The organism is Nonomuraea sp. NPDC026600, assembly GCF_040638335.1.
In the GTDB taxonomy this organism is placed as follows: Bacteria; Actinomycetota; Actinomycetes; order Streptosporangiales; family Streptosporangiaceae; genus Nonomuraea.
In genome coordinates this window covers 1-19,837 of record NZ_JBEZYD010000047.1, presented here as the reverse complement: position 1 = coordinate 19,837, position 19,837 = coordinate 1, and the positions used below count along the sequence as shown (strand labels likewise).

The following is a 19,837-nucleotide window of genomic DNA, read 5'->3' as shown; positions in this document are numbered from 1 at the left end:
GTCAGCTTGGGAACTGCATCGATCAAGGCCCGCTGAGGCGCTGAGCTGGGTAGAAGGCCGGTCCTGAGTAACCGTGGTTAACCCCTCGCCACCCCTCCTAATAACCCGCTAATGGCCCGACGATCAGCTCGATCCCCTTTGAGATAGCCGTACATCGTCGGTACCTCGCGGAGATCTCTCTTGCCGGGCTTGATGCAGTGAGGCGACACTGCGACGTGCACTCCGATGAGCGAGCCAATCAGGTGGTCGACGAGTTGACGGGTTATATCTACACAGCATTGCGCGACGGCGGCCTTGGAGCCGGGCCCGTCCTTGAACTGGCGTCCTTACTGGAGGAATGGGGCGTGAACACTCCGGCTACGCGGGAACTCCTCGAACGCCCTGCTGCCCATCTGACCACGGCCGACCTGACCCGCCTGGGCGAGAGCCTTCTCGGCGACATCCACTTCGCGCCGTCCTTCGCCATTGAACCCCGTCTGTGGACGACGCTGGAGCACGCGCTAGAGGTCGTGGAGCGCGACGTTCGCACCGGAGGAATCAACGGCACGCTCCGCTTGGTCACCCACGACTGGGACAGCAGAGGTTTCGCCTGGGTGGAGTTCCAGGGTGGCTATCACGGCAACGGCATCCCGCCCATCTTGGGAAGCGACACTCAAGGGGCGCTCGCAGATGTCGCCGATGCCGCCCAAGAAACGATCATGGAGCTCATCTGGAAAGTCTGGCCTGTCTGCGCCACGCACGATCGTGGCCTGTACGCCGGATGCGAGCACGGTACGGCCGTGTGGCGGTGCACTAGCGATGGAGGGCATACCGTCGCACCAGTCGGTGAACTGCCTTGATCACACTGGCGCATGGGAATGTACGTTGGTTGAGGCCACCGCGTATTCAAGTCCCTGTTTGATGTCCTCGCGCTCCAGGTCGGGATAGTCCGACAGGATCTCATCGAAGGTTCATCCGGCGGCAACGAGCCGAACCACCGTCTCCACGGTGATGCGCAGCCCCCGGATGGTTGGGTTGCCTTCGAGCTTGTCGGGGTCGACGGTGATCCGATCGAAGTTCATGATCTCTCCCCTCCATCCTGATAGTGCCAGGTTGAACCAGCGGTAGCAGCCGCGATACGCGCAGCGGCACGGTGGCAGTGAACGCTCGAACCTACGTAGCTTTACCGGTTCGACTCAGGCCAACGAAGTAACCACCCCAGACGGCCAAGCAGTCGGGGAGTTCGAGGGGCGGTAGCCCCTCGACTTGCGGTTTGGGGGTGTGGGGGCCGCGCCTCCACTAAAAAACTGTCTGAGCCCTTGAGCGCGAAGCGCCCATAGGAGAAGGCCTTGCTTGTGGAGCGGGTGACGGGAATCGACCCGCGCTGTCAGCTTGGGAAGTCTTTCAAGATCGTGGCTTCCGACCCTGAGAAACGCTGACCTGGGCCGATGCCGGTCGAGTGACCGTGAGTCCCCGCGACTCCCCGATGATCGCCGTCCGAAGGACACGCAACGAGCACGTCTGTAATTGGACCGCCGTGGCCTTGGTTGGCCGGCTCTCTCGTTGTTTCTGAGCTCGGTCAGCCGTGCCAGACCACTTGGATAATCTCTACTAAACGCCGGTACTCGACAATCAGGTACGTGATCATCCCCGCGCCACCTTCGCCGAAGGTGTGAGTCCGCATAGGTGCGTCAGGCCGCTCCCTCACGAATGGGTTGCCGTTCCAAGGGGCAACCTGCAGAAATACGGTCGCCTCGAGGAAGGGTGCGAGAGCTTCGGCGGGCAGGGCCGCGATCTGCTCATCTACCTGCTTGCTCTGGCCGACTGTGTACATCTATAGGTCCAGCTTCATGCCAAGCTCAGCAGCCCGCTCGGCCAAGACCTCACGTAGCGGGCGGCCTTGGACGTACTCGCCACTCTCTATCTGCTCTTGCACTCGAGCAGCATGCTCCAAAACCTCTTCGTACTCGCCAGTCGCCTTCATCCTGGCCATATGCCACCAGTGAGCCAGCAGGCCGTTTACGGGTGAGAGGTCCAGCTCCTCGGTGGCCTTGGCCATGGCCTGCCGGTAGTCCTTGTCGAAGTGACCGCGATCGGCAGGAGGCAGGCACGCACGGATGTTACGAGGACTCCGATCACCGTTCAGCGACTCAACGATCTGATCGGGAGTCCTCGCGATGACCGGCTCGTACGGCTCAGCTGTCACGTTGCCACCTCCGGCTGAAAGCGTCCCAGCTACTGATCAACTGGACGCATGCCTACGCCATCGAGCTTAGCCGCTTGCTGACCCTCGAACTCGTGAAGTGCGGCTACGCCCTCCGTCGCTACACGCCAGACGGCGGCGGTCAGGGCGCGGCTCGTGCTGTAGCAGTCGTGGACCAGCCCTCCAGTTCCCCTGACCTGGTTTCGGACACGCTGGACAGAGCGAGATCGGCTTGCCTTGACGCAACAAAGCCCAGGCACTGAATTCAGCCTTACCTATTCGACTCAGGCCAACGGATTGACACCCCGGACAGGACTAGCGGTCGGGGAGTTCGAGGGGCGGTAGCCCCTCGACTTGGGGTTTGGGGCGGGAGCCCCAATAGACACCGTCTGAGCTTGATCGGCGCGAAGCGCCCCATGAGCGAAGGCGATGCAGTTGATCGGGGTGTGGGGGCCGCGCCCCCACTAAAACTGTCTGAGCTCTTGAGCGCGGAGCGCCCATAGGAGAAGGCCTTGCTTGTGGAGCGGGTGACGGGAATCGAACCCGCGCTGTCAGCTTGGGAAGCTGATGTTCTGCCATTGAACTACACCCGCATCGGCCGCAACCGCGACCACCACTCTAGCGGAAACTCGGCCCACATCAGCCAGCCGTGCCCCCAAGTTTCCCGCTGGCACGCGGTAGGTTGCTCTGCGTGCTGCTATCTGACCGCGACATCCTGGCCGAGATCGACTCGGGGCGACTCGCCCTCGATCCGTTCGAGCGGGACATGATTCAACCGTCCAGCATCGACGTCCGGCTCGATCGGTTCTTCCGGGTGTTCGAGAATCATCGGTATCCGCACATCGATCCGGCCGTAGAACAGCCGGATCTGACGCGGATGGTGGAGCCCGACGGGGATGATCCGTTCATTCTGCATCCCGGGGAGTTCGTGCTGGCCTCGTCGTACGAGGTGATCAGCTTGCCTGATCACCTGGCGTCGCGGCTGGAGGGGAAGAGTTCGCTGGGGCGGCTTGGGTTGTTGACGCACTCGACCGCCGGGTTCATCGATCCGGGCTTCAGTGGGCATGTGACGTTGGAGCTGTCCAATGTGGCCACGTTGCCGATCAAGCTGTGGCCGGGGATGAAGATCGGGCAGTTGTGTGTGTTCCGGTTGAGTTCTCCGGCTGAGCATCCATATGGGTCGGCGAAGTACGGGTCTCGGTATCAGGGGCAACGTGGGCCGACGCCGTCTCGATCTTTTCGGAACTTCCACCGGACCAAAATCTGACGCCCACGGGGTGAGGGGTCGGCTGGGGTGGGCGGCCCGTGAAGGCGGTTGCTCACGCTTGTTGCCGGTGGGTGCGATCTTGTCCGCGCTTCCTGGAGGGCGTCTCGTGGGAAAAAGCTCTTGAACGGCTGCTTCTCGGGACATCGTCGTCCAGGAGGCTCTTTACGGGAAAGCAACCTCTAGCGTCGGGAGCAGTCACAAACCCGTCAGATGCAGCTCCAGGCCCGTCAGTAGCAACTCCAGGCCCCGTCAGATCAGGTGGCGGACCCCAAGCCCGCCAATAGCGGCCCCAAGCACCCTCGAGGAGCTCCTGCGGGCCCCTCAGGAGCAGCTCTGAAGGAGGCCCGACCTACACGCGGCCGCCCCGCACGCAGCCAGCCCGCACGCAGCCACGCCGCACGCAGCCGCCCCCTCCCCAGCCAACCCCGCCCGAAGAACCCACCCCACCCCCAAAGACACGCCCGACACGCACCACCGGTCTAGCGGTGGTCCGGAAATGTCACCAAGATGGACTGGACAACGCCGTGACCGAAACCCCCGGTCAAGCCTCCCCAGCTCGCCGCGGGAAAAAGGGCGATCAAACTACCGACAGGCCCGGTGTCGCACGCCAAACGGAGGGTAGCCACTAGGAGAAGGGGACATGAAGTTCGCATTTCACCTGGTAACCCGTACTCTCTACCACGGACCATCCCCGCACATCTGGAGAACGACGTGCGCCTGCGTCTCACGCCACGTGAGGACAGCTACTACGACCTGTTCGCCGACTCCGCGAACAACCTGGTCACGGCATCCCGCCTTCTGGTCGAGATCATCAGCGACGGATCGGACAGGGAGACCCTGGCCGAAAAGATGCGCGCTTGCGAGCACGCCGGGGACGAACGCACCCATGCGATCATGAACCGGCTCAATGAGAGCTTCATCACCCCGTTCGACCGCGAGGACATCTACCGCCTCGCCTCGAACCTCGACGACGTGATGGACGCCATGGAAGCGGCGTCCGATCTCATCGTGCTGTACCAGATCGACCACCTCCCCAAGGACGTCGTCCGCCAGGTGGAAGTCCTGGAGCGGGCCGCGGAACTGACCGCCGAGGCCATGCCGCGGCTGCGGTCGATGAAGAACCTCAACGAGTACTGGATCGAGGTCAACCGGCTGGAGAACCAGGGCGACCAGGTCTACAGGAGGCTGCTGGCCAAGCTGTTCAGCGGCGAGTACGACGCGCTCACGGTCATGAAGATGAAGGAGGTCGTCGACGCGCTGGAGGAGGCGGCCGACGCCTTCGAGCACGTCGCCAACACGGTCGAGTCGATCGCGGTCAAGGAAAGCTAAGCTCAGTGGACCTTTCGCTCGTCCTCGTCATCGGTGTGGTCGTCATCGCACTGGCCTTCGACTACACCAACGGGTTCCACGACGCGGCGAACGCCATCGCGACCTCGGTCTCGACCCGCGCGCTCACTCCCAGGGCCGCGCTGTTCATGGCCGCCGCGATGAACTTCATCGGCGCCCACCTGGGCACCCAGGTCGCCGCGACCGTCGGCAAGGGCATCATCGACGCGCCGGACGGCTCGCACGGCCTGGTCATCGTGGCCTCGGCGCTCATCGGCGCCATCTGCTGGAACCTGATCACCTGGTACTTCGGCCTGCCCTCCTCCTCCAGCCACGCCCTCATCGGCGGTCTGGTCGGCGCGGCACTCGCGTCGGCCAGCACCGTGCACTGGGACGGCGTGCTGGAGAAGGTGGTCCTCCCGATGGTGCTGTCACCGCTGCTCGGGTTCACGCTCGCCGGCGCGATCATGATCGCGATCTATTGGATCTTCCGCAACAGCCAGCCCGGCAAGACCAACCGCGGCTTCCGCTACGCGCAGACCGTCTCGGCCGCGGCGATGGCGCTCGGCCACGGTCTGCAGGACGCGCAGAAGACGATGGGCGTCATCTTCCTGTCCCTCGTCGTCGGCGGGTACATCAATCCGGGGTCGGAGATCCCGCAGTGGGTCATCCTCGCGTCGGCGGGGGCGATCTCGCTCGGTACGTACTCCGGAGGCTGGCGCATCATGCGTACGCTGGGCCGCCGGATCATCGCGCTCGACCCGCCACAGGGCTTCGCCGCCGAGTCCGCGGCGGCAGTGGTCCTGTACACGGCGGCGATCGGGTTCGGGGCGCCCATCTCCACGACGCACACGATCACCTCGGCGATCATGGGGGTCGGCGCCACCAAGCGGCTCTCGGCCGTGCGCTGGGGGGTCGCGGGCAACATCGTGACGGGATGGATCCTTACGATTCCGGCTGCGGCTCTGGTGGCTGCGGTGTCCTACTTCGCCCTGCACTGGGTGATTGAGTAGCGGCATACATCACGTCGACGTCCCAGCGGTCGAAGCCCAGGGACTCGTACAGGCGGATCGCCGCCGTGTTGGCCTCGTCCACGTAGAGCATCGCCTGGGCGAGGCCGCGCGCGCGTAGATGGTCCAGGCCCGCCAGTGTGAGCGCCTTGCCCAGGCCGGTGCCCTGCTGTGAGGGGTCGATGCCGACGACGTACACCTCGCCGATCGGCTCGTGGCCGTGCTCGGACGAGCCGTGGATCTTGGTCCAGTGGAAGCCGGCCAGCCGTTCGCCGCGGAAGGCCAGGAAGAAGCCCTCCGGGTCGAACCAGGGCTCCTGCTCGCGCTGGCGCAGGTCGTTCGCCGTCCAGGCGCCCTGTTCGGGGTGGTGGGCGAAGGCCGCGGCGTTGACCTTGAGCCACGCCTCCTCGTCCTGATCTGGTACGAAAGTACGCAGCCGTACCCCGTCGGGCAGCTCGAAAGAGGGCAGCGGCGTGGACAGCGACCGCCGCAGCTGCCAGAGCGAGCGCACGCGCTCGAACCCGGCCGATGCCGCCAGCGCGCCCGCGCCCTCATGATCGCCGTGCGCCCACAGGCGCAGGCTGCCACCCGACTTCTCGAGTACGGCCCGCAGCAGCCGGGTGCCGTGCCCCTGCCGGCGGTGGGCGGGGTGGATGGCCAGTTCGCCGCTGGGGCCTTCGACCTCGTCGGTGGGGTCTATGTGGGCATAGCCCACCAGCGTCTCGTCGTCGTACAACAGCAGGGAACGGGCCTGCGGATCGCCGCCGTAGCGCAGGTGGAGCATGACATGCTCGTTGAGCGGGCGGACGCCGTCGGCCTCCGTCGCCGCTTCCACCACGCCGAGCACCTGGGTGATTTCGCGGTCATCAAGTCGTTGTCTGATCTCCACGTGCGCTGTCACAGCACGAACTCTAGGCGTACGCCTGGCAAATAACGCCATGTGGCAGGCCGATGAATCGTTACCTTTGCGACATTGGCTGCATGGCTTCCCGCCGTAACGTCTAAGGCCATGACCCCACGTTCCCTCCTCCGGCTCGTCCTGGCCGGAGCCGTCGCCGCGGGCGGGTTCGCCGCGGCGACCGCCCCCGCGGACGCGAGCAAGGCACCGAAGACCGTTCCGGTCCGGCTGCTGGCGCTCAACGACTTCCATGGCAACCTCGAACCCCCGACCGGCTCCTCCGGCCGGATGGTCGACGAGACGGGCGCCACCGTCGAGGCGGGCGGCGCCGCGTACGTCGCCACGCACATGAAGGCCCTCACCGACAAGAACACGATCGCGGTGGCCCAGGGCGACCTGATCGGCGCGAGCCCGCTGATCTCGGCGGCCTACCATGACGAGCCGTCCGTCGAGTTCATGGGCAAGATCGGGCTCAAGGTGGCCGCGGTCGGCAACCACGAGTTCGACGAGGGTTACACGGAGCTGCGCCGGATCATGAAGGGCGGCTGCCACCCGGTGGACGGATGCTCGCCCGCCGGTCCGTGGAAGGGCGCCCAGTACGACTACGTGGGCGCGAACGTCCTGTTCAAGAACCCGAACGAGAAGACCGACGCGCTCGCGGCGCTGGGCGCGCAGCAGGCGCTGGCCAAGAAGCTGATGAGCGACTGGGGCGTGCCCGCCCTGCCGCCGGTCAGCGTCAAGTGGATGAACGGCGTGCCGATCGGCTTCATCGGCCTGGTCACCCAGACGACCCCGAACATCGTCACGGCCGAGGGCATCAAGAACCTCAAGTTCGTGGACGAGGTCAAGGCCGCGAACCTGGCTTCCAAGCTGCTCAAGCTGGTGGGCGTCAAGGCCCAGGTCGTGCTCGTGCACGAGGGTGACCAGGTGACCGCGGGCCAGTCGCCGGACGCGTGCAGCGCGGTCCCGGGCGCGGGCAACCGCATCGCCACGCAGGTCGACCCCGAGATCGACGTGATACTCAGCGGCCACTCGCACCAGGCGTACCTGTGCAGGGTCAAGGACCCCGCCGGCCAGGACCGCCTGTACTCGCAGGGCGGCTCGTTCGGCCGCGTCATCACGCAGGTCGACCTCAACGTGAACGTCAAGACGCGGGACATCGACCGCGCCTCGGTGGTGGCGGACAACCACGTAGTGACCCGAACAGTCGCCCCAGATCCCGAAATTTCTGCCTTCGTGCAGACCTGGAAGGATCGCGTCGCCCCGGTCGCCAACAAGGCCGTCGGCCGGATCACCGCGGACATCACCAACACCGCCGCCCCCAGCGGCGAGTCGCCGCTCGGCGACCTCATCGCCGACGGCCAGCTCGCCGGCACCAAGACGGGCGGCAACGCGCAGATCGCCCTGATGAACCCGGGTGGCGTCCGAGCCTCACTCACTTACGCCGGCTCGTCGGCGGGTGAAGGCGACGGCGTGGTCACCTATGGCGAGGCGTTCACCGTGCAGCCGTTCAACAACCTGATGCAGGTCGTGACGCTGACCGGTGCGCAGCTCAAGACGGTCCTGGAGCAGCAGTTCACCGGTGGGCCGAACGCCCAGCCGTTCACCAAGATCCTCCAGCCGTCGGCGAACTTCACCTACACCTACAGCAGCGGCGCGGCGTGGGGGTCCAAGGTCTCGAACATGAAGATCGACGGCGTCGCGGTGACGGACACGCAGACGATCCGGGTCGCGGCGAACAACTTCCTGGTCGGCGGCGGTGACGCCTTCCTGGGCTTCAGGGACGGCACGGAGCTCTGGAGCGGGCCGCTGGACATCGACGCCTTCGTCGACCAGCTGGGCCGCGACAACCCGATCGCTCCGCCCGCGACGAACCGCATCACCAGCACTCCCTAGCGAAACAACCTGAAGGGCCCGCTTCCGATTTCCGAAGCGGGCCCTTCACTGCTTTCACCACCCTCGACGTGTTCGAGGGCGAGCCGGCGGTGAACCCGCTCACACCGGTGAATAGCCTTCCACGTACAGCGGGAGGCGGGTGACGAACTGGGCGCCGGGAAAGTGGTCGCTGATCGTCAGGCTGCCCTGGTGCGCCAGGGCGATCTCCCGCGACAGGGCCAGGCCGAGGCCGCTGCCGTCCTTGTCCTTGGCCCGGGCTTCGGGCAGGCGGGTGAAGCGCTCGAAGACGCAGTCCCGATACTCCGGCGCGATGCCCGGCCCGTCGTCCGTGACCTTGATGATGACGGCCTTGTCCCATTCGTCCACTGCCACCTGGAGCTCGATCCTGGCGCTCGCGTGCCTGGCGGCGTTGTCGAGCAGGTTGGTCAGCAGCCGGTCAAGCTGCAGGGGAGAGCCCAGGACGGGGGCCGTACCCGGCGCGTCGGTGATGATGCTGACGGCACCTCCCGCGCGGCGCCGCTCCTGTTCCTCCGCCAGGCGGCAGGTGTCGACGACGTGCCGGTCGGTGACCGCGCCCGCGTCCAGCCGGGCCAGCATCAGGAGCTCGTCGATGATGTGGGTCAGGCGGTCGGCGGACATCAGGGCCTTGGCGCCCGTCGAGGGCCAGTCCGTGTCGTCCGGGTAGGCGGTGGCGACCTCCAGCTGGGTGCGCAGCGCGGTGATGGGGCTGCGGAGCTCGTGTGAGGCGTCGGCCACGAAGCGGCGTTGCGTCTCGGCGGAACGTTCCAACCGCTCGAGGGTGTGATTGGTGGTCGCGGCCAGTAGGGTGATCTCGTCCCCGTTGTCGGGTACGGGAACCCGGCGGCTCAGGTCGTGCCCGGTGATCTCGGCCAGTTCGGCCCGGATGCGCTCGACCGGGCTCAGGGCCTGGCCGACCACGGTCCAGGTGATGCTCCCGACGATGACCAGCACCAGGGGGATGCCGAGGAAGATCATGGCATAGAGCCACCCCAGCGCCCGGTCTACATCGCCCAGCGACGCCGCGCCGTACACCGTCACCTTGCCGTAGGGCGTCTGCGACTCCATGGCCATGATCAGGTATTTTTCATCGGGCTCTATGACCTCGGGGTCGCCGGTGAGCCGGCCTTCGGTGGCGTAGATCGTTTCCGGCTTGGCCAGCCGAAGGTCCGTGATGGGGGGCTTGCCCCGCAGGTTGTGGCTGGCCGCCAGGACGGTGCCCTCGCGGGAGACCACCTGCAGGAGGTGGACACGGGGCGACGTGGGCAGCATGCTGCGTAGCTGGGTCGTCCGGGCGTCACTCGCGACCCGCCGTACGTCCAGCTCCACCCTGGTCTGCACGGCGCCGCGGAGGCTGCCGGGCAACGTGGCAAGGGTGATGAAGGCCGTCGCGGTGAGCACCACGGCCGCGATCAGAGTAGCAAGCACGGTCAACCGCGCCCGGATCGAGCGAGGAAAGATCCTTTTCAGCAACCAAAGGCCCCCTATATCACTGTCTGTAATCCCATACCCATTAATGACGCTTAAACCGCTATTGGGCCCTACCTGCTGATATATCTACTTTTGCAGTGCTAAGGAGTAGCGCAGAGTGACATGATTATGCTTTCGGCGGTTCCGCTGTCAGCGTGCACGGCTACCGGGCGGCCGCCATGGGCGGCAGGGTGTGGGCATGAGACTGCTGGTGCTGGGCGGGACGGAGTTCGTGGGGCGGGCCTTCGTCGACGAGGCGCTCGCCTCCGGCTGGGACGTGACCGTGTTCAACCGGGGCAAGCACGCCCCGCCACCCACGGTGACGGCGCTGCGGGGCGATCGGGCGGAGGCGGGCGGGCTGGCCGCGCTCGGCACCGGTGAGTGGGACGTCGTGGTCGACACCTGGTCGTGGGCGCCGTCCGCCGTACGCGACGCGGCGGCGCTGCTGGCCGGGCGGGCGGGACACTACGTCTACGTGTCCAGCCGGTCCGTCTACACCTATCCGACGGCGGCCGGTGCCGGGGAGGACGCTCCGGTGGTGGAGGCGTCGGCCGATGACGGCGATGAGGCGGGTTACGCGCGGTTCAAGGCCGGTGGCGAGCTGGCCGCGGTGGCGGCGTTCGGGGAGCGGGCGCTGCTGGCCCGGGCGGGGCTGGTTCTGGGGCCCTACGAGAACATCGGGCGGTTGCCGTGGTGGTTGAGCAGGATCGCGCGGGGCGGGCCGGTGCTCGCGCCGGGGCCCGCCGGGCTGCCCCTGCAGTACGTGGACGCGCGCGACCTGGCCCAGTGGTGTCTTGAGGCGGCCGGCGACGGGCTCGGCGGGGCGTACAACGTGGTGAGCCCGTCGGGGTTCGCCACCATGGAGGAGCTGCTGGAGACCTGCGTCCGCGTGACCGGGTCCGGGGCCGAGCTGCGGTGGGTGGAGCCGGAGGCGATCCTGGCGGCCGGTGTGGCGCCGTGGACCGACCTGCCGATCTGGCTGCAGGGCGACGATCACGACAGCATGCACCGGGGTGACGTGTCGAAGGCGGTGGCGGCGGGGCTGCGGTTCCGGCCGGTGGCGGAGACGGTGGCCGACACCTGGGACTGGCTGCGGAGCATCGGCGGCCGGGCGCCCATGCGTACCGACCGGCCGCCCGTCGGTCTGGATCCGAAGGTGGAGGCCACTTTGCTGGAGCTCGGCGGCTGATCCGGCATCCGCTCTGGGGCAGGCGAGATTCCGGGTGTAACGTCCGATCATGGACACGATGACCGTTGAGCAGAACGGCATCAACGCCGTTCCGGCCGCCGAGCGGCATGGTAAGCCCGCGGACCTGTTCTGGCCGTGGGCCGGATCCAATCTCTCCCTCTTCGGCGTCGCCTTCGGTGTTTACATCGTCGGGCTGGGCCTGGGGGTCTTCCCGGCGATCATCACCGGGGCGATCGGTTACGCGCTGTCGTTCGGGCTGGTCGGGCTGGTCGCGATCGCCGGCACCCGGTCGGGGGTGCCGACGATGACGCTCGGCCGCGCCCCCTTCGGCTACCAGGGCAACAAACTGCCGGCCGTCCTTTCCTACGTCTCGAACGTCGGCTGGGAGATCGTGCTCGTCACGCTGTCGGCGCAGGGCGGCGCGGCGATCCTGCACCGGGTGGCGCCCGGCATTCCCGGCACGACCGCCGTGGCGGTCTGCTTCGCGGTCGCCGCGCTGGTCGTGATCGTGGTCGGCGTGTACGGCCACGCGTTGATCATGGCGGTGCAGCGGTACCTGACGTACGCGTTCGTCGTGCTGACCGTCGTGTACATGATCCTGATGGCCCCGAGGCTCGGCACCACGCTGGACACCACCGCCGGGCCCGGCGCATGGGTGGGCGCGGTCATCTTCGCGATGACGCTGCTCGGCCTGGGCTGGGTCAACTGCGGCGCCGACTACTCGCGCTACCTGCCCGCCGGCTCCAAGCCGTCGTCGGTGGCCCTGTGGACGGCGGTGGGCGGGGCGGTGCCGCCCATGGTGCTGCTCGTCTTCGGCGTGCTGCTCGTCGGCGGCGACCCCAAGCTGGCCGAGGCCGCGGGCGCGGATCCGGTCGGGGCGCTGGCGAGCGCCCTGCCGACCTGGTTCCTGCTGCCGTACCTGCTGACCGCCATCGGCGGATTCCTGGCCGGGGCGATCATGGACATCTACTCGTCGGGGCTGTCCATGCTGGCGCTGGGGGTGCCGATCAAGCGGCACTACGCGGTGCTCGTCGACGGCGCGCTGATGGTGCTCGGCGGCTACTACCTGCTGTTCGTCTCCTCCAGCTTCCTGGCGACCTTCCAGGCGTTCCTGGCGATCATCGGGGTGGTGATGGCCGCCTGGGTGGCCGTCTTCCTCGTCGACATGTGGCGGTGGCGCGCGGGCGGCCGGTCCTACGACGAGCGGCTGCTGCGCCCCGGCGCGCCCGCCCTGAACTGGTCCGGGGTGATCTCGCTGGTCGTGGCGTCGATCGTGGGCATCGGGCTCATCACCTCCTTCGACCCGAACATCGCCCGCGTGGTGGGCTTCCTGATGAGCGACCAGCTGAAGGCGGGCACGTTCGGGGCGGCCAACATCGGCGTGGTGGTCGCGCTGGTGCTCGCCGGGATCCTCTACTACGTGATCTCCAGCCTCGCGCCCCGCCGTCGCGGCTGACCACCCAGGACCACCTAGGCGGTCACGATGGCGAAGTCGGGCATCGGGTGGTCGAGCACGGCCACCAGCCGCCGCAGCACCCCGATGTCGCCCTCCCGCTCGACCCGTTCGACCCCCCGGCCGGCCAGCAGGCCGAGCAACTGTGCCTTGGTCAGCCGCAACGTCAGGTCGACCGGCCCGTCAGGCGGGTCGGCCCGCTGGATGAGCGCGCCGTTCGACAGCGTGGTCCGATACCGCTCGCCCAGATCGGTCAGGTACCAGTCGATGGACAGGCTCTCGTTCCAGGCCCGCGGCCCGTCGACACGGATGGCGATCGAGTCGAGGATCTGGTCCACCCCGAGCGCGTCGACCAGACCGGGCGCGGCCCGCTCCGTGGCGGCCGGCACGACGCCGTCGCTCAGCTCCAGCGCGCCCGTCAGGTAGAGGTTGCGCCAGGTGCCGTTCTCCGCGGCGTGCCCGAGCCGGGTGTACACCTCGGCGAGCAGGTCGCGGGCCTCCTTGTTGCCCTCGTCGGCGAAGACCGCGTGGTTGAGCAGCTGCGCGGCGAAGCGCAGGTCGTGCTCCTTGAGGTAGCCCCTGGCGAGGGTGACGACGGCTTTCCCGCCGCCGAGGCACGCCACGTAGCGGATCGCGCTCTCCCTCGGCGGGTGCTCCCACAGGTGCGCGGGATTGCCGTCGAACCAGCCCAGATAGCGCTGGTAGATGGCCTTGACGTTGTGGCCGACCGGGCCGTGGTAGCCGTGCGTGTGCCAGACCTGCTCGAGACCGGGCGGCACCCGCATGGCCTCGGCGATCTCCGCCCCGGTCAGGCCCTTGTTCATCAGCCGCAGGGTCTGGTCGTGCAGGTAGGCGTACAGGTCGCGCTGCTGCGACAGGTAACCGGCGATCTCCGGCCCGCCCCAGATGGGCCAGTGGTGCGAGGCGAAGGCGACGTCGAACTCCCCCGCGAACAGTGTGACGATCTCGTCGAGCTGCCGGGCCAGGTCCTTGGTGTCCCGCAGGGGCAGGAGGTTGTGCTGGTTGCGGGTGGCGTTCTCGCCCAGACACACAGCCCGGTGGCCGGGCAGGTACAGGGCCAGCTCCGGTGGCGCCTCGGCGAGCTGGAAGATGATGCGTACCCCGTCGACCGTCTCCTCCTGTCCCGTGCGTTCGACGTGGACCGTGGGGGTTATGAGGGAGATCGTCCCTGGCTTGCCCAGGGACGTGCCGATCTGGCCGTCCGGTGACCGTTCGAGGGCCTGGCCGTACAGGTAGACGGACCGGCGGGCCGTGGCGGACCAGGCGTGGAGGTGGTCGCGGGCCACGCTCCGCAGGAAGCCCGCGGGCGCCAGGACCGGCACGCCGCCGCCGGTGACGCCGCGTACGCCGCCGAAGTGGTCGACGTGCGGATGCGTGTAGATCACGCCGGTCACCGGCCGGGCGCCGCGATGGGCTCGGTACAGGCGCAGCGCCGCGGCCGCGCACTCGGTGGAGATGAGCGGATCGATGATGATGACACCGGTGTCGCCCTCGACGATCGACATGTTCGACAGATCGAAGCCGCGTACCTGGTACACGCCGTCCGTCACCTCGTACAGCCCCTGCCGGGCGGACAGCCGCGCCTGCCGCCACAGGCTGGGATGCGCGCTGCCGGGACACTCCTGGTCCAGGAAGGCGGTGGAGTCACCGTCCCAGATGACCTTGCTGTCGGCGGCGCTGACCACCGCCGGGCTGAACTTCGCGACGAAACCACGGTCCGCCGCCGCCTCGAAGTCACCGTGATCGTGGAGTGGAAGGTCCGCCATGACCGGGCCCATTCCCGGAAACCGGTCAACGCATATCCTCGATAATGGGCAATCCCGACAAAGACCGCAGCAGTTACAGGGGGTTTCGTGGAAGCGTGCGTGTTCGATCTCGACGGGGTGCTCGTCGACTCCGAGCCGGTGTGGGAGGAGGTACGACGGGCGTTCGTCGCCGATCACGGCGGCACCTGGCAGGAGGACACCCAGTCCAGGCTCATGGGCATGAGCACCCAGGAGTGGGCCGCCTACCTGCACGAGCTCGGTGTGGCGCTGCCTGCCGACGAGATCGCCCGCGGCGTGGTGGACCAGATGGCCGAGCGCTACCGTCACGGCGTACCGCTGATGAAGGGGGCGCCCGAGGCGGTGCGGCGCCTGGCGGACGAGCTCACGCTGGGCCTGGCCAGTTCCTCGCCGCGCGCGCTGATCGAGGTGGTCCTGGACGCGGCCGGGTTCCGTGACCGCTTCGCCGTCACCGTCTCCACCGAGGAGGTGCCGCGCGGCAAGCCCGCCCCCGACGGCTACCTGGCGGCGACCGCCCAGTTGGGCGTCGATCCGCGCGCGTGTGTGGCGGTGGAGGATTCGAGCAACGGCCTGCGCTCGGCGCACGCCGCCGGGATGCGGGTGATCGCCGTCCCCCATCCCCGCTATCCGCCCGCCCCTGACGCGCTGGCCCTCGCCTGGAAGGTCGTCCCCGACCTCGACTCCCTCACCTTGGCGGCGCTCGCACGATGATCAGACTCAGAACTCCCACCGACCTCGACGCGTGTGTGAAGGCCTTGGCCGAGGTGCAGGCCGCCGACCGCTACCCCGTGGACTGGCCCGACGATCCGCACGGCTGGCTCACGCCCGGCGACCTGCTCCGAGCCTGGGTCGCCCTGGATGAGGAGGGGGCCGTCGTCGGCCATGTCGGGCTCGCTCAGGTCGAGGAGCGGGTGGCCGAGCTGCTCGGCACGCCCGTCCGCGCGTCCGTGACCCGCCTGTTCGTCACGCCCTCCGCCCGGCGCGGCGGACTCGCCGCCCGCCTGCTCGACACCGCCCACGCCGCCGAGGGCGGGCGTCTCACGCTGGAGGTCTCCGACGAGGGCACAGCGGCCATCGCCGCCTACGAGAGGTACGGCTGGCTGCGCGTCGCCACTTCCCGGGCCCGATGGCACAACTCGGTCGGTCAACCCGCCCTGGTGCACCACTACCTGAGCCCGTGAAGCTATCCTTTCGGAATCGTGCGAGACATCACGGTATTCAGCGGCAGTGCCCACCCTGATCTGGCTGAGGAGATCTGCTCCCACCTGGGCACCCCGCTCCACCCGGTCAAGGTCAACCGCTTCGCCAACGACGTGCTGGAGGTCCAGCTCCAGGCCAACTGCAGGGAACGCGACGTCTTCATCATCCAGCCGCTGGTGCCGCCCGTACAGGAGAACCTGGTCGAGCTGCTGCTCATGCTCGACGCCGCCCGCGGGGCGTCCGCGGCCAGGACGACCGTCGTGATGCCGCACTATGCCTACGCCCGAAGTGACAAAAAAGATGCGCCGCGCATCTCCATGGGGGCCAGGCTGGTGGCGGACCTGATGGTGGCGGCGGGCGCCGGGCGGGTGCTGACGATGACGCTGCACTCGCCGCAGGTGCACGGCTTCTTCAGCGTGCCGGTCGACCACCTGCACGCGCTGCGCGAGCTGGCCGCCCATTTCCGCCAGTACGACCTGTCCAACACCGTCGTCGTCTCCCCCGACCTGGGCAACGCCAAGGAGGCCTCGCACTTCGCCCGGCTGCTCGGTGCCGACGTGGCGATGGGCGCCAAGCAGCGCTTCAGCGACGACCGGGTGGTGATCAGCTCGGTGATCGGCGAGGTCGAGGGCAAGGACGTGATCGTCCTGGACGACGAGATCGCCCGGGGCACGACCGTCATCGAGCTGCTCGACCGGCTGCGCGAGCGTGGCGTGAACTCCGTACGCATCGCGTGCACGCACGGGCTGTTCGCCGACGGCTCGATCGAGCGGCTGAGCGCGCTGCCCGAGGTCGAGGAGATCGTCTGCACCAACACCGTGCCCGTGCCCAAGCCCACGGACAAGCTCACGGTCCTGTCGATCGCCCCGGCGCTGGCCGAGGCGATGCGGCGGATCCACGACGGCGAGTCGGTGAGCGCGCTGTTCGGGACACCGTGAATCACGACATGCTCCTCTGATGGTTGATACGAAACTCGCGGGTCAGACCGTGCTCGTCACCGGCGCGAGCGGAGGAATCGGTGCGGCCGTCGCGCGGGCCTTCTCGGCCGAGGGGGCGCGGGTGGCGGTGCACTACTTCAGCGAGAGATCCGCTCCTCCGGGTGTCACCTGGGAGCACATCACCCCCGCCGCAGACGTCGCCGAGGCGCTGGCCGCCGAGCTCCGTGACGCGGTGGCCGTACCCGCCGACCTACGTGAACCGGATGCGGCGCGGCACCTGCTCGACGAGGTCGAGCGGCGGCTGGGGCCGGTCGACGTGCTGGTGAACAACGCCGCGCACTGCGAGAGCCCGGACTCGTTCGGCTCCCTCACCGCCGATGGCCTGCGCCGCCATTACGAGGTCAACGCGATCGCCCCCGCCCTGCTCGTCTCCGAACTGGCGAGGCGGCAGCGAGACGGCCACCGGCCGTGCGTGGTGAACGTCTCCACGGACGCCGCCCGCGCCTTCCCCGGCCAGATCGGGTACGGGACGTCCAAAGCGGCGTTGGAGGCCCTCACCCGGGCCGCCGCACTCGACCTCGGCGCCGCCGGGATCCGGGTCAACGCGGTGGCTCCCGGCCCGGTGCAGACCGGTTGGATGGACGCCGAGATGTACGCGCGGGCGGGCGAGATGGTGCCGCTGGGCCGCGCGGGCGAGCCGGCCGACATCGCCGACGCCGTCGTGTTCCTCGCCTCGCACCAAGCCTGCTGGATCACCGGTCAGGTCCTCCAGGTGGCCGGGGGCCACGCGCTCTAGGCGAAGCCGCCGTTTGCTTCGTTGATCCACTGCCCCTGCGGGGATCAGGGGAAGTCGACGAGGTGGGCGGCGTCCCGGGGGTGAGAGCCCCCGCCTGGGAGCGGCCGGCGGGTCTCAACCAACCAGAGAGAGACTTGTTGCGGCCTTCGTCGTTACCAGATTCAACGACGAAGGCCGCCCACAAGGCCCACTTCAGGAGACAATATGGCGGCCTGTCTCCCATTCCCGCCGCTCGGCGGTGGGGCCAGGGGGAGCGTGACCAGCCGTGGCGGTGGCACTCGGCTGGTCACGAGGATCAAGGAGTGGGGAATTGCTAGGTCACACCACACAACGCGGCGGCCGAGCGGAGTGACATACGTGCCGCACCGCATGGATAGCCTGCTGACGATGTCGAGGCCACGGCCCGCTTTTCAAGATTCACGGCATTTCTAGGAGGTAGCCGGGAATGCGAGCGGCGGCTTTGGCCGGCTGGCCCTCCGGTTCGATGTAGCGTTTATCTGGCAGAAGGGCGTTGTCCTGGCCGACCTGCGCCACGTCCACCATGTACGCGCCCGACCGAATCGAAATGCGAACGATGGCAACCCGCCAGCCCTGGGGAGCGAAGACCACGAGTTCCGGCGCGTACCGCTCCAAGGTGCTGGACGAAGAGGCAGCGCAGTCCGCGGAGGCCAGGGTGAGCTTAAGCCATTCGACGATGCACGTGCGCATCCCTCGCTTGTCCAGCAACGCTCGGAGTTCGGCCAGGGCCTCGTCATGCCTGGCCGCGATCTTGTGATTGATCTTCTCGTGAATTCGAGGTGCGTGGGAAGCTTCGGCCATTCTCTCCAGCAGTTCGCCGGTCATTGCGTGTCACCGACCATTTTCGTGGTTGGGTACGGTTCGGGATGACCTGACGTGAGGGCTTTGACGTTGCTGCTCGCTTAGTCATCTCGGAACGTACACGATGCATCTGTGTCTGTGGGGTTACGCGTCCCAAGCATGGCCCTGGCTGCCATGGATGTCTCTGGAAAAGCCCCTCCAAAATCCTCACAAGCTGTGTTTGACTTTGTACGTACGGGAGTGCGGAGTCAGAGAAAGGGTGTGGCATGGCAGAAGATGGGAATAACCACGCCAAATCCGCCAGGGAGGAGTATGGGCGACGAATGCACAAGTATCGGACGGGAAAGGACCTCACTCACGCCCGTCTCGCCCTTCTGGTCCCTTGTAGCGAGAGCCTGATAGGTGCGGTGGAGCGCGGCACCAGGTCACCCACCGAGGGTTTCACTCGGCAGCTTGAGCGGGTTTTCGGGCTGGATGGGGAGCTGTTGGGTCTGCTTCCCGCCCTCAGGGCCCTGAGCCCGAAGTGGTTCCGCCGGTGGCACGAGATCGAATCCTCAGCGCGGGTCATCCGCACCTACGAACTGGCGCTTGTCCCTGGCCTTCTCCAGACAGCGGACTACGCTAGGGCCATCTTCCAAGGAGAATCAGGCGCGATACCGGAGGAAGTAGACAAAGCCGTCAAGATGCGACTCCAACGACAGTCCATCATCCGCAGGCCGAACCCTCCTGCGCTGTCGTTCATCCTTGATGAGAGCGTCATCCTCCGGCAGATCGGCGGACGCGAGGTGATGCGGGCGCAGCTCGGATATCTACTGGACATGATGGCCCGCCCGTGCGTTACCGTGCGAATGGTCCCCTTGGCGACTGGAGCGACGGTGGGCCTGATTGCCCCGTTCGTGATCGCACAGGATGACAGCACCTACGCGGCGTTCCTGGAGAACGCCGAGAGCGGAGAGGTTATCCAGCAGGCTGACATGATCCGGAAGCTGAACGAGCGCTGGGAACTGCTGTCTGGCCTGGCACAACCCACATACGAGACGGAAAAAATCATCCGGGGAGTGATGGAAACGCTATGACGCCTGAACAAGAGTTGGCGACCGCTGCGTGGCGGAAGGCAGCAGCCAGCGGAGGAACGGGGGGCAACTGCGTCGAAGTGGCGCCCCTCAACGGCGGTCGTGTTGCTGTGAGAGACAGCAAGGATCGCAGCCGGCATGCTCTGGTGTTCACCGCAGCGGAGTGGGCAGCCTTCAGGGACGGCATGACCAAGGGAGAGTTCGACTTCTAGTCGGACGACAGACAGGGGGTTGCCCATCGGGCAGCCCCCTGTCTCATTCCCAGGATCCCTACATGTGGCGTATGGATCCACACATACACGCTGGACCTACATGGAGACGTTCGCCTGCGGGGATACTAATTTGCACGATCTCCTCTACGCGGAGGCTCAAATGACCTTGACGCAAGATCAGCCCATACGCCCAGGGCGATTTCAAAGTCGAACGGCTGACGGTTCGATGTGACTCTGTGTTATCAGTGGGAGAGCTCGGAGAGGGTTGCGGCCAATCGCCTGAAC

The 19,837-nt window shown here is 67.2% G+C and carries 19 protein-coding genes, 1 tRNA gene and 1 pseudogene; 13 read left to right on the top strand and 8 right to left on the bottom strand.

The window, feature by feature from the left end; all coding sequences use genetic code 11:
- Window positions 1–215 precede the first annotated feature (215 nt).
- Window positions 216–839, top strand: coding sequence for a hypothetical protein (locus AB0F17_RS57195; protein WP_358042868.1), 624 nt, complete (start codon window positions 216–218; stop codon window positions 837–839).
- Here AB0F17_RS57195 and AB0F17_RS57190 read toward each other — a convergent pair.
- From AB0F17_RS57190 to AB0F17_RS57175, 4 genes and pseudogenes are all read right to left on the bottom strand, one after another.
- Window positions 840–1,061: pseudogene (locus AB0F17_RS57190) on the bottom strand (DUF433 domain-containing protein).
- Window positions 1,062–1,558: 497 nt separating this feature from the next.
- Window positions 1,559–1,813 (bottom strand): hypothetical protein, encoded by a 255-nt coding sequence (locus AB0F17_RS57185; RefSeq protein ID WP_358042865.1) that lies wholly within the window; start codon window positions 1,811–1,813, stop codon window positions 1,559–1,561.
- Window positions 1,814–2,185, bottom strand: coding sequence for a DUF6247 family protein (locus AB0F17_RS57180; RefSeq protein WP_358042862.1), 372 nt, complete (start codon window positions 2,183–2,185; stop codon window positions 1,814–1,816).
- Window positions 2,186–2,701: 516 nt separating this feature from the next.
- Window positions 2,702–2,775: transfer RNA gene (locus AB0F17_RS57175), tRNA-Gly, on the bottom strand.
- Window positions 2,776–2,873: 98 nt separating this feature from the next.
- Here AB0F17_RS57175 and dcd point away from each other — a divergent pair.
- The 3 genes from dcd to AB0F17_RS57160 all read left to right on the top strand — a co-directional run bounded on the left by dcd (window position 2,874) and on the right by AB0F17_RS57160 (window position 5,788).
- Window positions 2,874–3,449, top strand: coding sequence for a dCTP deaminase (dcd, locus tag AB0F17_RS57170; RefSeq protein WP_358042859.1), 576 nt, complete (start codon window positions 2,874–2,876; stop codon window positions 3,447–3,449).
- Window positions 3,450–4,160: 711 nt separating this feature from the next.
- On the top strand, window positions 4,161–4,778 hold the full coding sequence (locus AB0F17_RS57165; protein ID WP_132627671.1) for a DUF47 family protein: 618 nt from the start codon (window positions 4,161–4,163) through the stop codon (window positions 4,776–4,778).
- 5 nt (window positions 4,779–4,783) lie between these two features.
- On the top strand, window positions 4,784–5,788 hold the full coding sequence (locus AB0F17_RS57160; protein WP_358042856.1) for an inorganic phosphate transporter: 1,005 nt from the start codon (window positions 4,784–4,786) through the stop codon (window positions 5,786–5,788).
- Here AB0F17_RS57160 and mshD read toward each other — a convergent pair.
- Window positions 5,721–6,686 carry a mycothiol synthase gene (gene mshD / locus AB0F17_RS57155; RefSeq protein ID WP_358042853.1) on the bottom strand — a complete coding sequence of 322 codons (966 nt, stop codon included), beginning with the start codon at window positions 6,684–6,686 and terminating at the stop codon, window positions 5,721–5,723. The genes AB0F17_RS57160 and mshD overlap by 68 nt on opposite strands.
- Window positions 6,687–6,794: 108 nt before the next feature.
- On the opposite strand from mshD, the gene AB0F17_RS57150 reads away from it, so the two are divergent.
- Complete coding sequence (locus AB0F17_RS57150; RefSeq protein ID WP_358042850.1) at window positions 6,795–8,579, top strand: bifunctional metallophosphatase/5'-nucleotidase; 1,785 nt, start codon at window positions 6,795–6,797, stop codon at window positions 8,577–8,579.
- Window positions 8,580–8,678: 99 nt separating this feature from the next.
- On the opposite strand, the gene AB0F17_RS57145 is transcribed toward AB0F17_RS57150, so the two are convergent.
- Complete coding sequence (locus AB0F17_RS57145) at window positions 8,679–10,025, bottom strand: HAMP domain-containing sensor histidine kinase (RefSeq protein WP_358042847.1); 1,347 nt, start codon at window positions 10,023–10,025, stop codon at window positions 8,679–8,681.
- 241 nt (window positions 10,026–10,266) lie between these two features.
- Here AB0F17_RS57145 and AB0F17_RS57140 point away from each other — a divergent pair, with 241 nt between their 5' ends.
- Together AB0F17_RS57140 and AB0F17_RS57135 are read left to right on the top strand one after the other, a co-directional pair.
- On the top strand, window positions 10,267–11,256 hold the full coding sequence (locus AB0F17_RS57140) for an NAD-dependent epimerase/dehydratase family protein (RefSeq protein WP_358042844.1): 990 nt from the start codon (window positions 10,267–10,269) through the stop codon (window positions 11,254–11,256).
- A gap of 49 nt (window positions 11,257–11,305) precedes the next feature.
- Window positions 11,306–12,712 carry a cytosine permease gene (locus tag AB0F17_RS57135; protein ID WP_358042841.1) on the top strand — a complete coding sequence of 469 codons (1,407 nt, stop codon included), beginning with the start codon at window positions 11,306–11,308 and terminating at the stop codon, window positions 12,710–12,712.
- Between the two features lie 14 nt (window positions 12,713–12,726).
- Here AB0F17_RS57135 and AB0F17_RS57130 read toward each other — a convergent pair whose 3' ends face one another.
- Entirely contained in the window at window positions 12,727–14,496 is a 1,770-nt protein-coding gene (locus AB0F17_RS57130; protein ID WP_358042839.1) for an alkyl sulfatase dimerization domain-containing protein, read from the bottom strand.
- A gap of 99 nt (window positions 14,497–14,595) precedes the next feature.
- Between AB0F17_RS57130 and AB0F17_RS57125 the strand changes: the two genes are divergently transcribed.
- The 4 genes from AB0F17_RS57125 to AB0F17_RS57110 are packed head-to-tail and all read left to right on the top strand — an operon-like array spanning window position 14,596 to window position 17,448.
- Complete coding sequence (locus tag AB0F17_RS57125) at window positions 14,596–15,225, top strand: HAD family phosphatase (RefSeq protein WP_358042836.1); 630 nt, start codon at window positions 14,596–14,598, stop codon at window positions 15,223–15,225.
- Entirely contained in the window at window positions 15,222–15,695 is a 474-nt protein-coding gene (locus AB0F17_RS57120; protein ID WP_358042833.1) for a GNAT family N-acetyltransferase, read from the top strand. The genes AB0F17_RS57125 and AB0F17_RS57120 overlap by 4 nt, the downstream gene beginning before the upstream one ends.
- Before the next feature lie 18 nt (window positions 15,696–15,713).
- On the top strand, window positions 15,714–16,652 hold the full coding sequence (locus tag AB0F17_RS57115; protein WP_358042831.1) for a ribose-phosphate pyrophosphokinase: 939 nt from the start codon (window positions 15,714–15,716) through the stop codon (window positions 16,650–16,652).
- A 19-nt stretch (window positions 16,653–16,671) separates the two neighbouring features.
- On the top strand, window positions 16,672–17,448 hold the full coding sequence (locus AB0F17_RS57110) for an SDR family oxidoreductase (protein ID WP_358042828.1): 777 nt from the start codon (window positions 16,672–16,674) through the stop codon (window positions 17,446–17,448).
- A gap of 417 nt (window positions 17,449–17,865) precedes the next feature.
- Here AB0F17_RS57110 and AB0F17_RS57105 read toward each other — a convergent pair whose 3' ends face one another.
- Window positions 17,866–18,291, bottom strand: a complete 426-nt coding sequence (locus tag AB0F17_RS57105) for a hypothetical protein (protein WP_358042825.1) — start codon at window positions 18,289–18,291, stop codon at window positions 17,866–17,868.
- Window positions 18,292–18,533: 242 nt separating this feature from the next.
- On the opposite strand from AB0F17_RS57105, the gene AB0F17_RS57100 reads away from it, so the two are divergent.
- Both AB0F17_RS57100 and AB0F17_RS57095 read left to right on the top strand, forming a co-directional pair.
- Window positions 18,534–19,343, top strand: coding sequence for a DUF5753 domain-containing protein (locus tag AB0F17_RS57100; RefSeq protein WP_358042823.1), 810 nt, complete (start codon window positions 18,534–18,536; stop codon window positions 19,341–19,343).
- Window positions 19,340–19,552: a DUF397 domain-containing protein gene (locus tag AB0F17_RS57095; protein WP_358042820.1), complete on the top strand. Its 213-nt coding sequence runs from the start codon at window positions 19,340–19,342 to the stop codon at window positions 19,550–19,552. Before AB0F17_RS57100 ends, AB0F17_RS57095 begins: the two co-directional genes overlap by 4 nt.
- Window positions 19,553–19,837 lie beyond the last annotated feature (285 nt).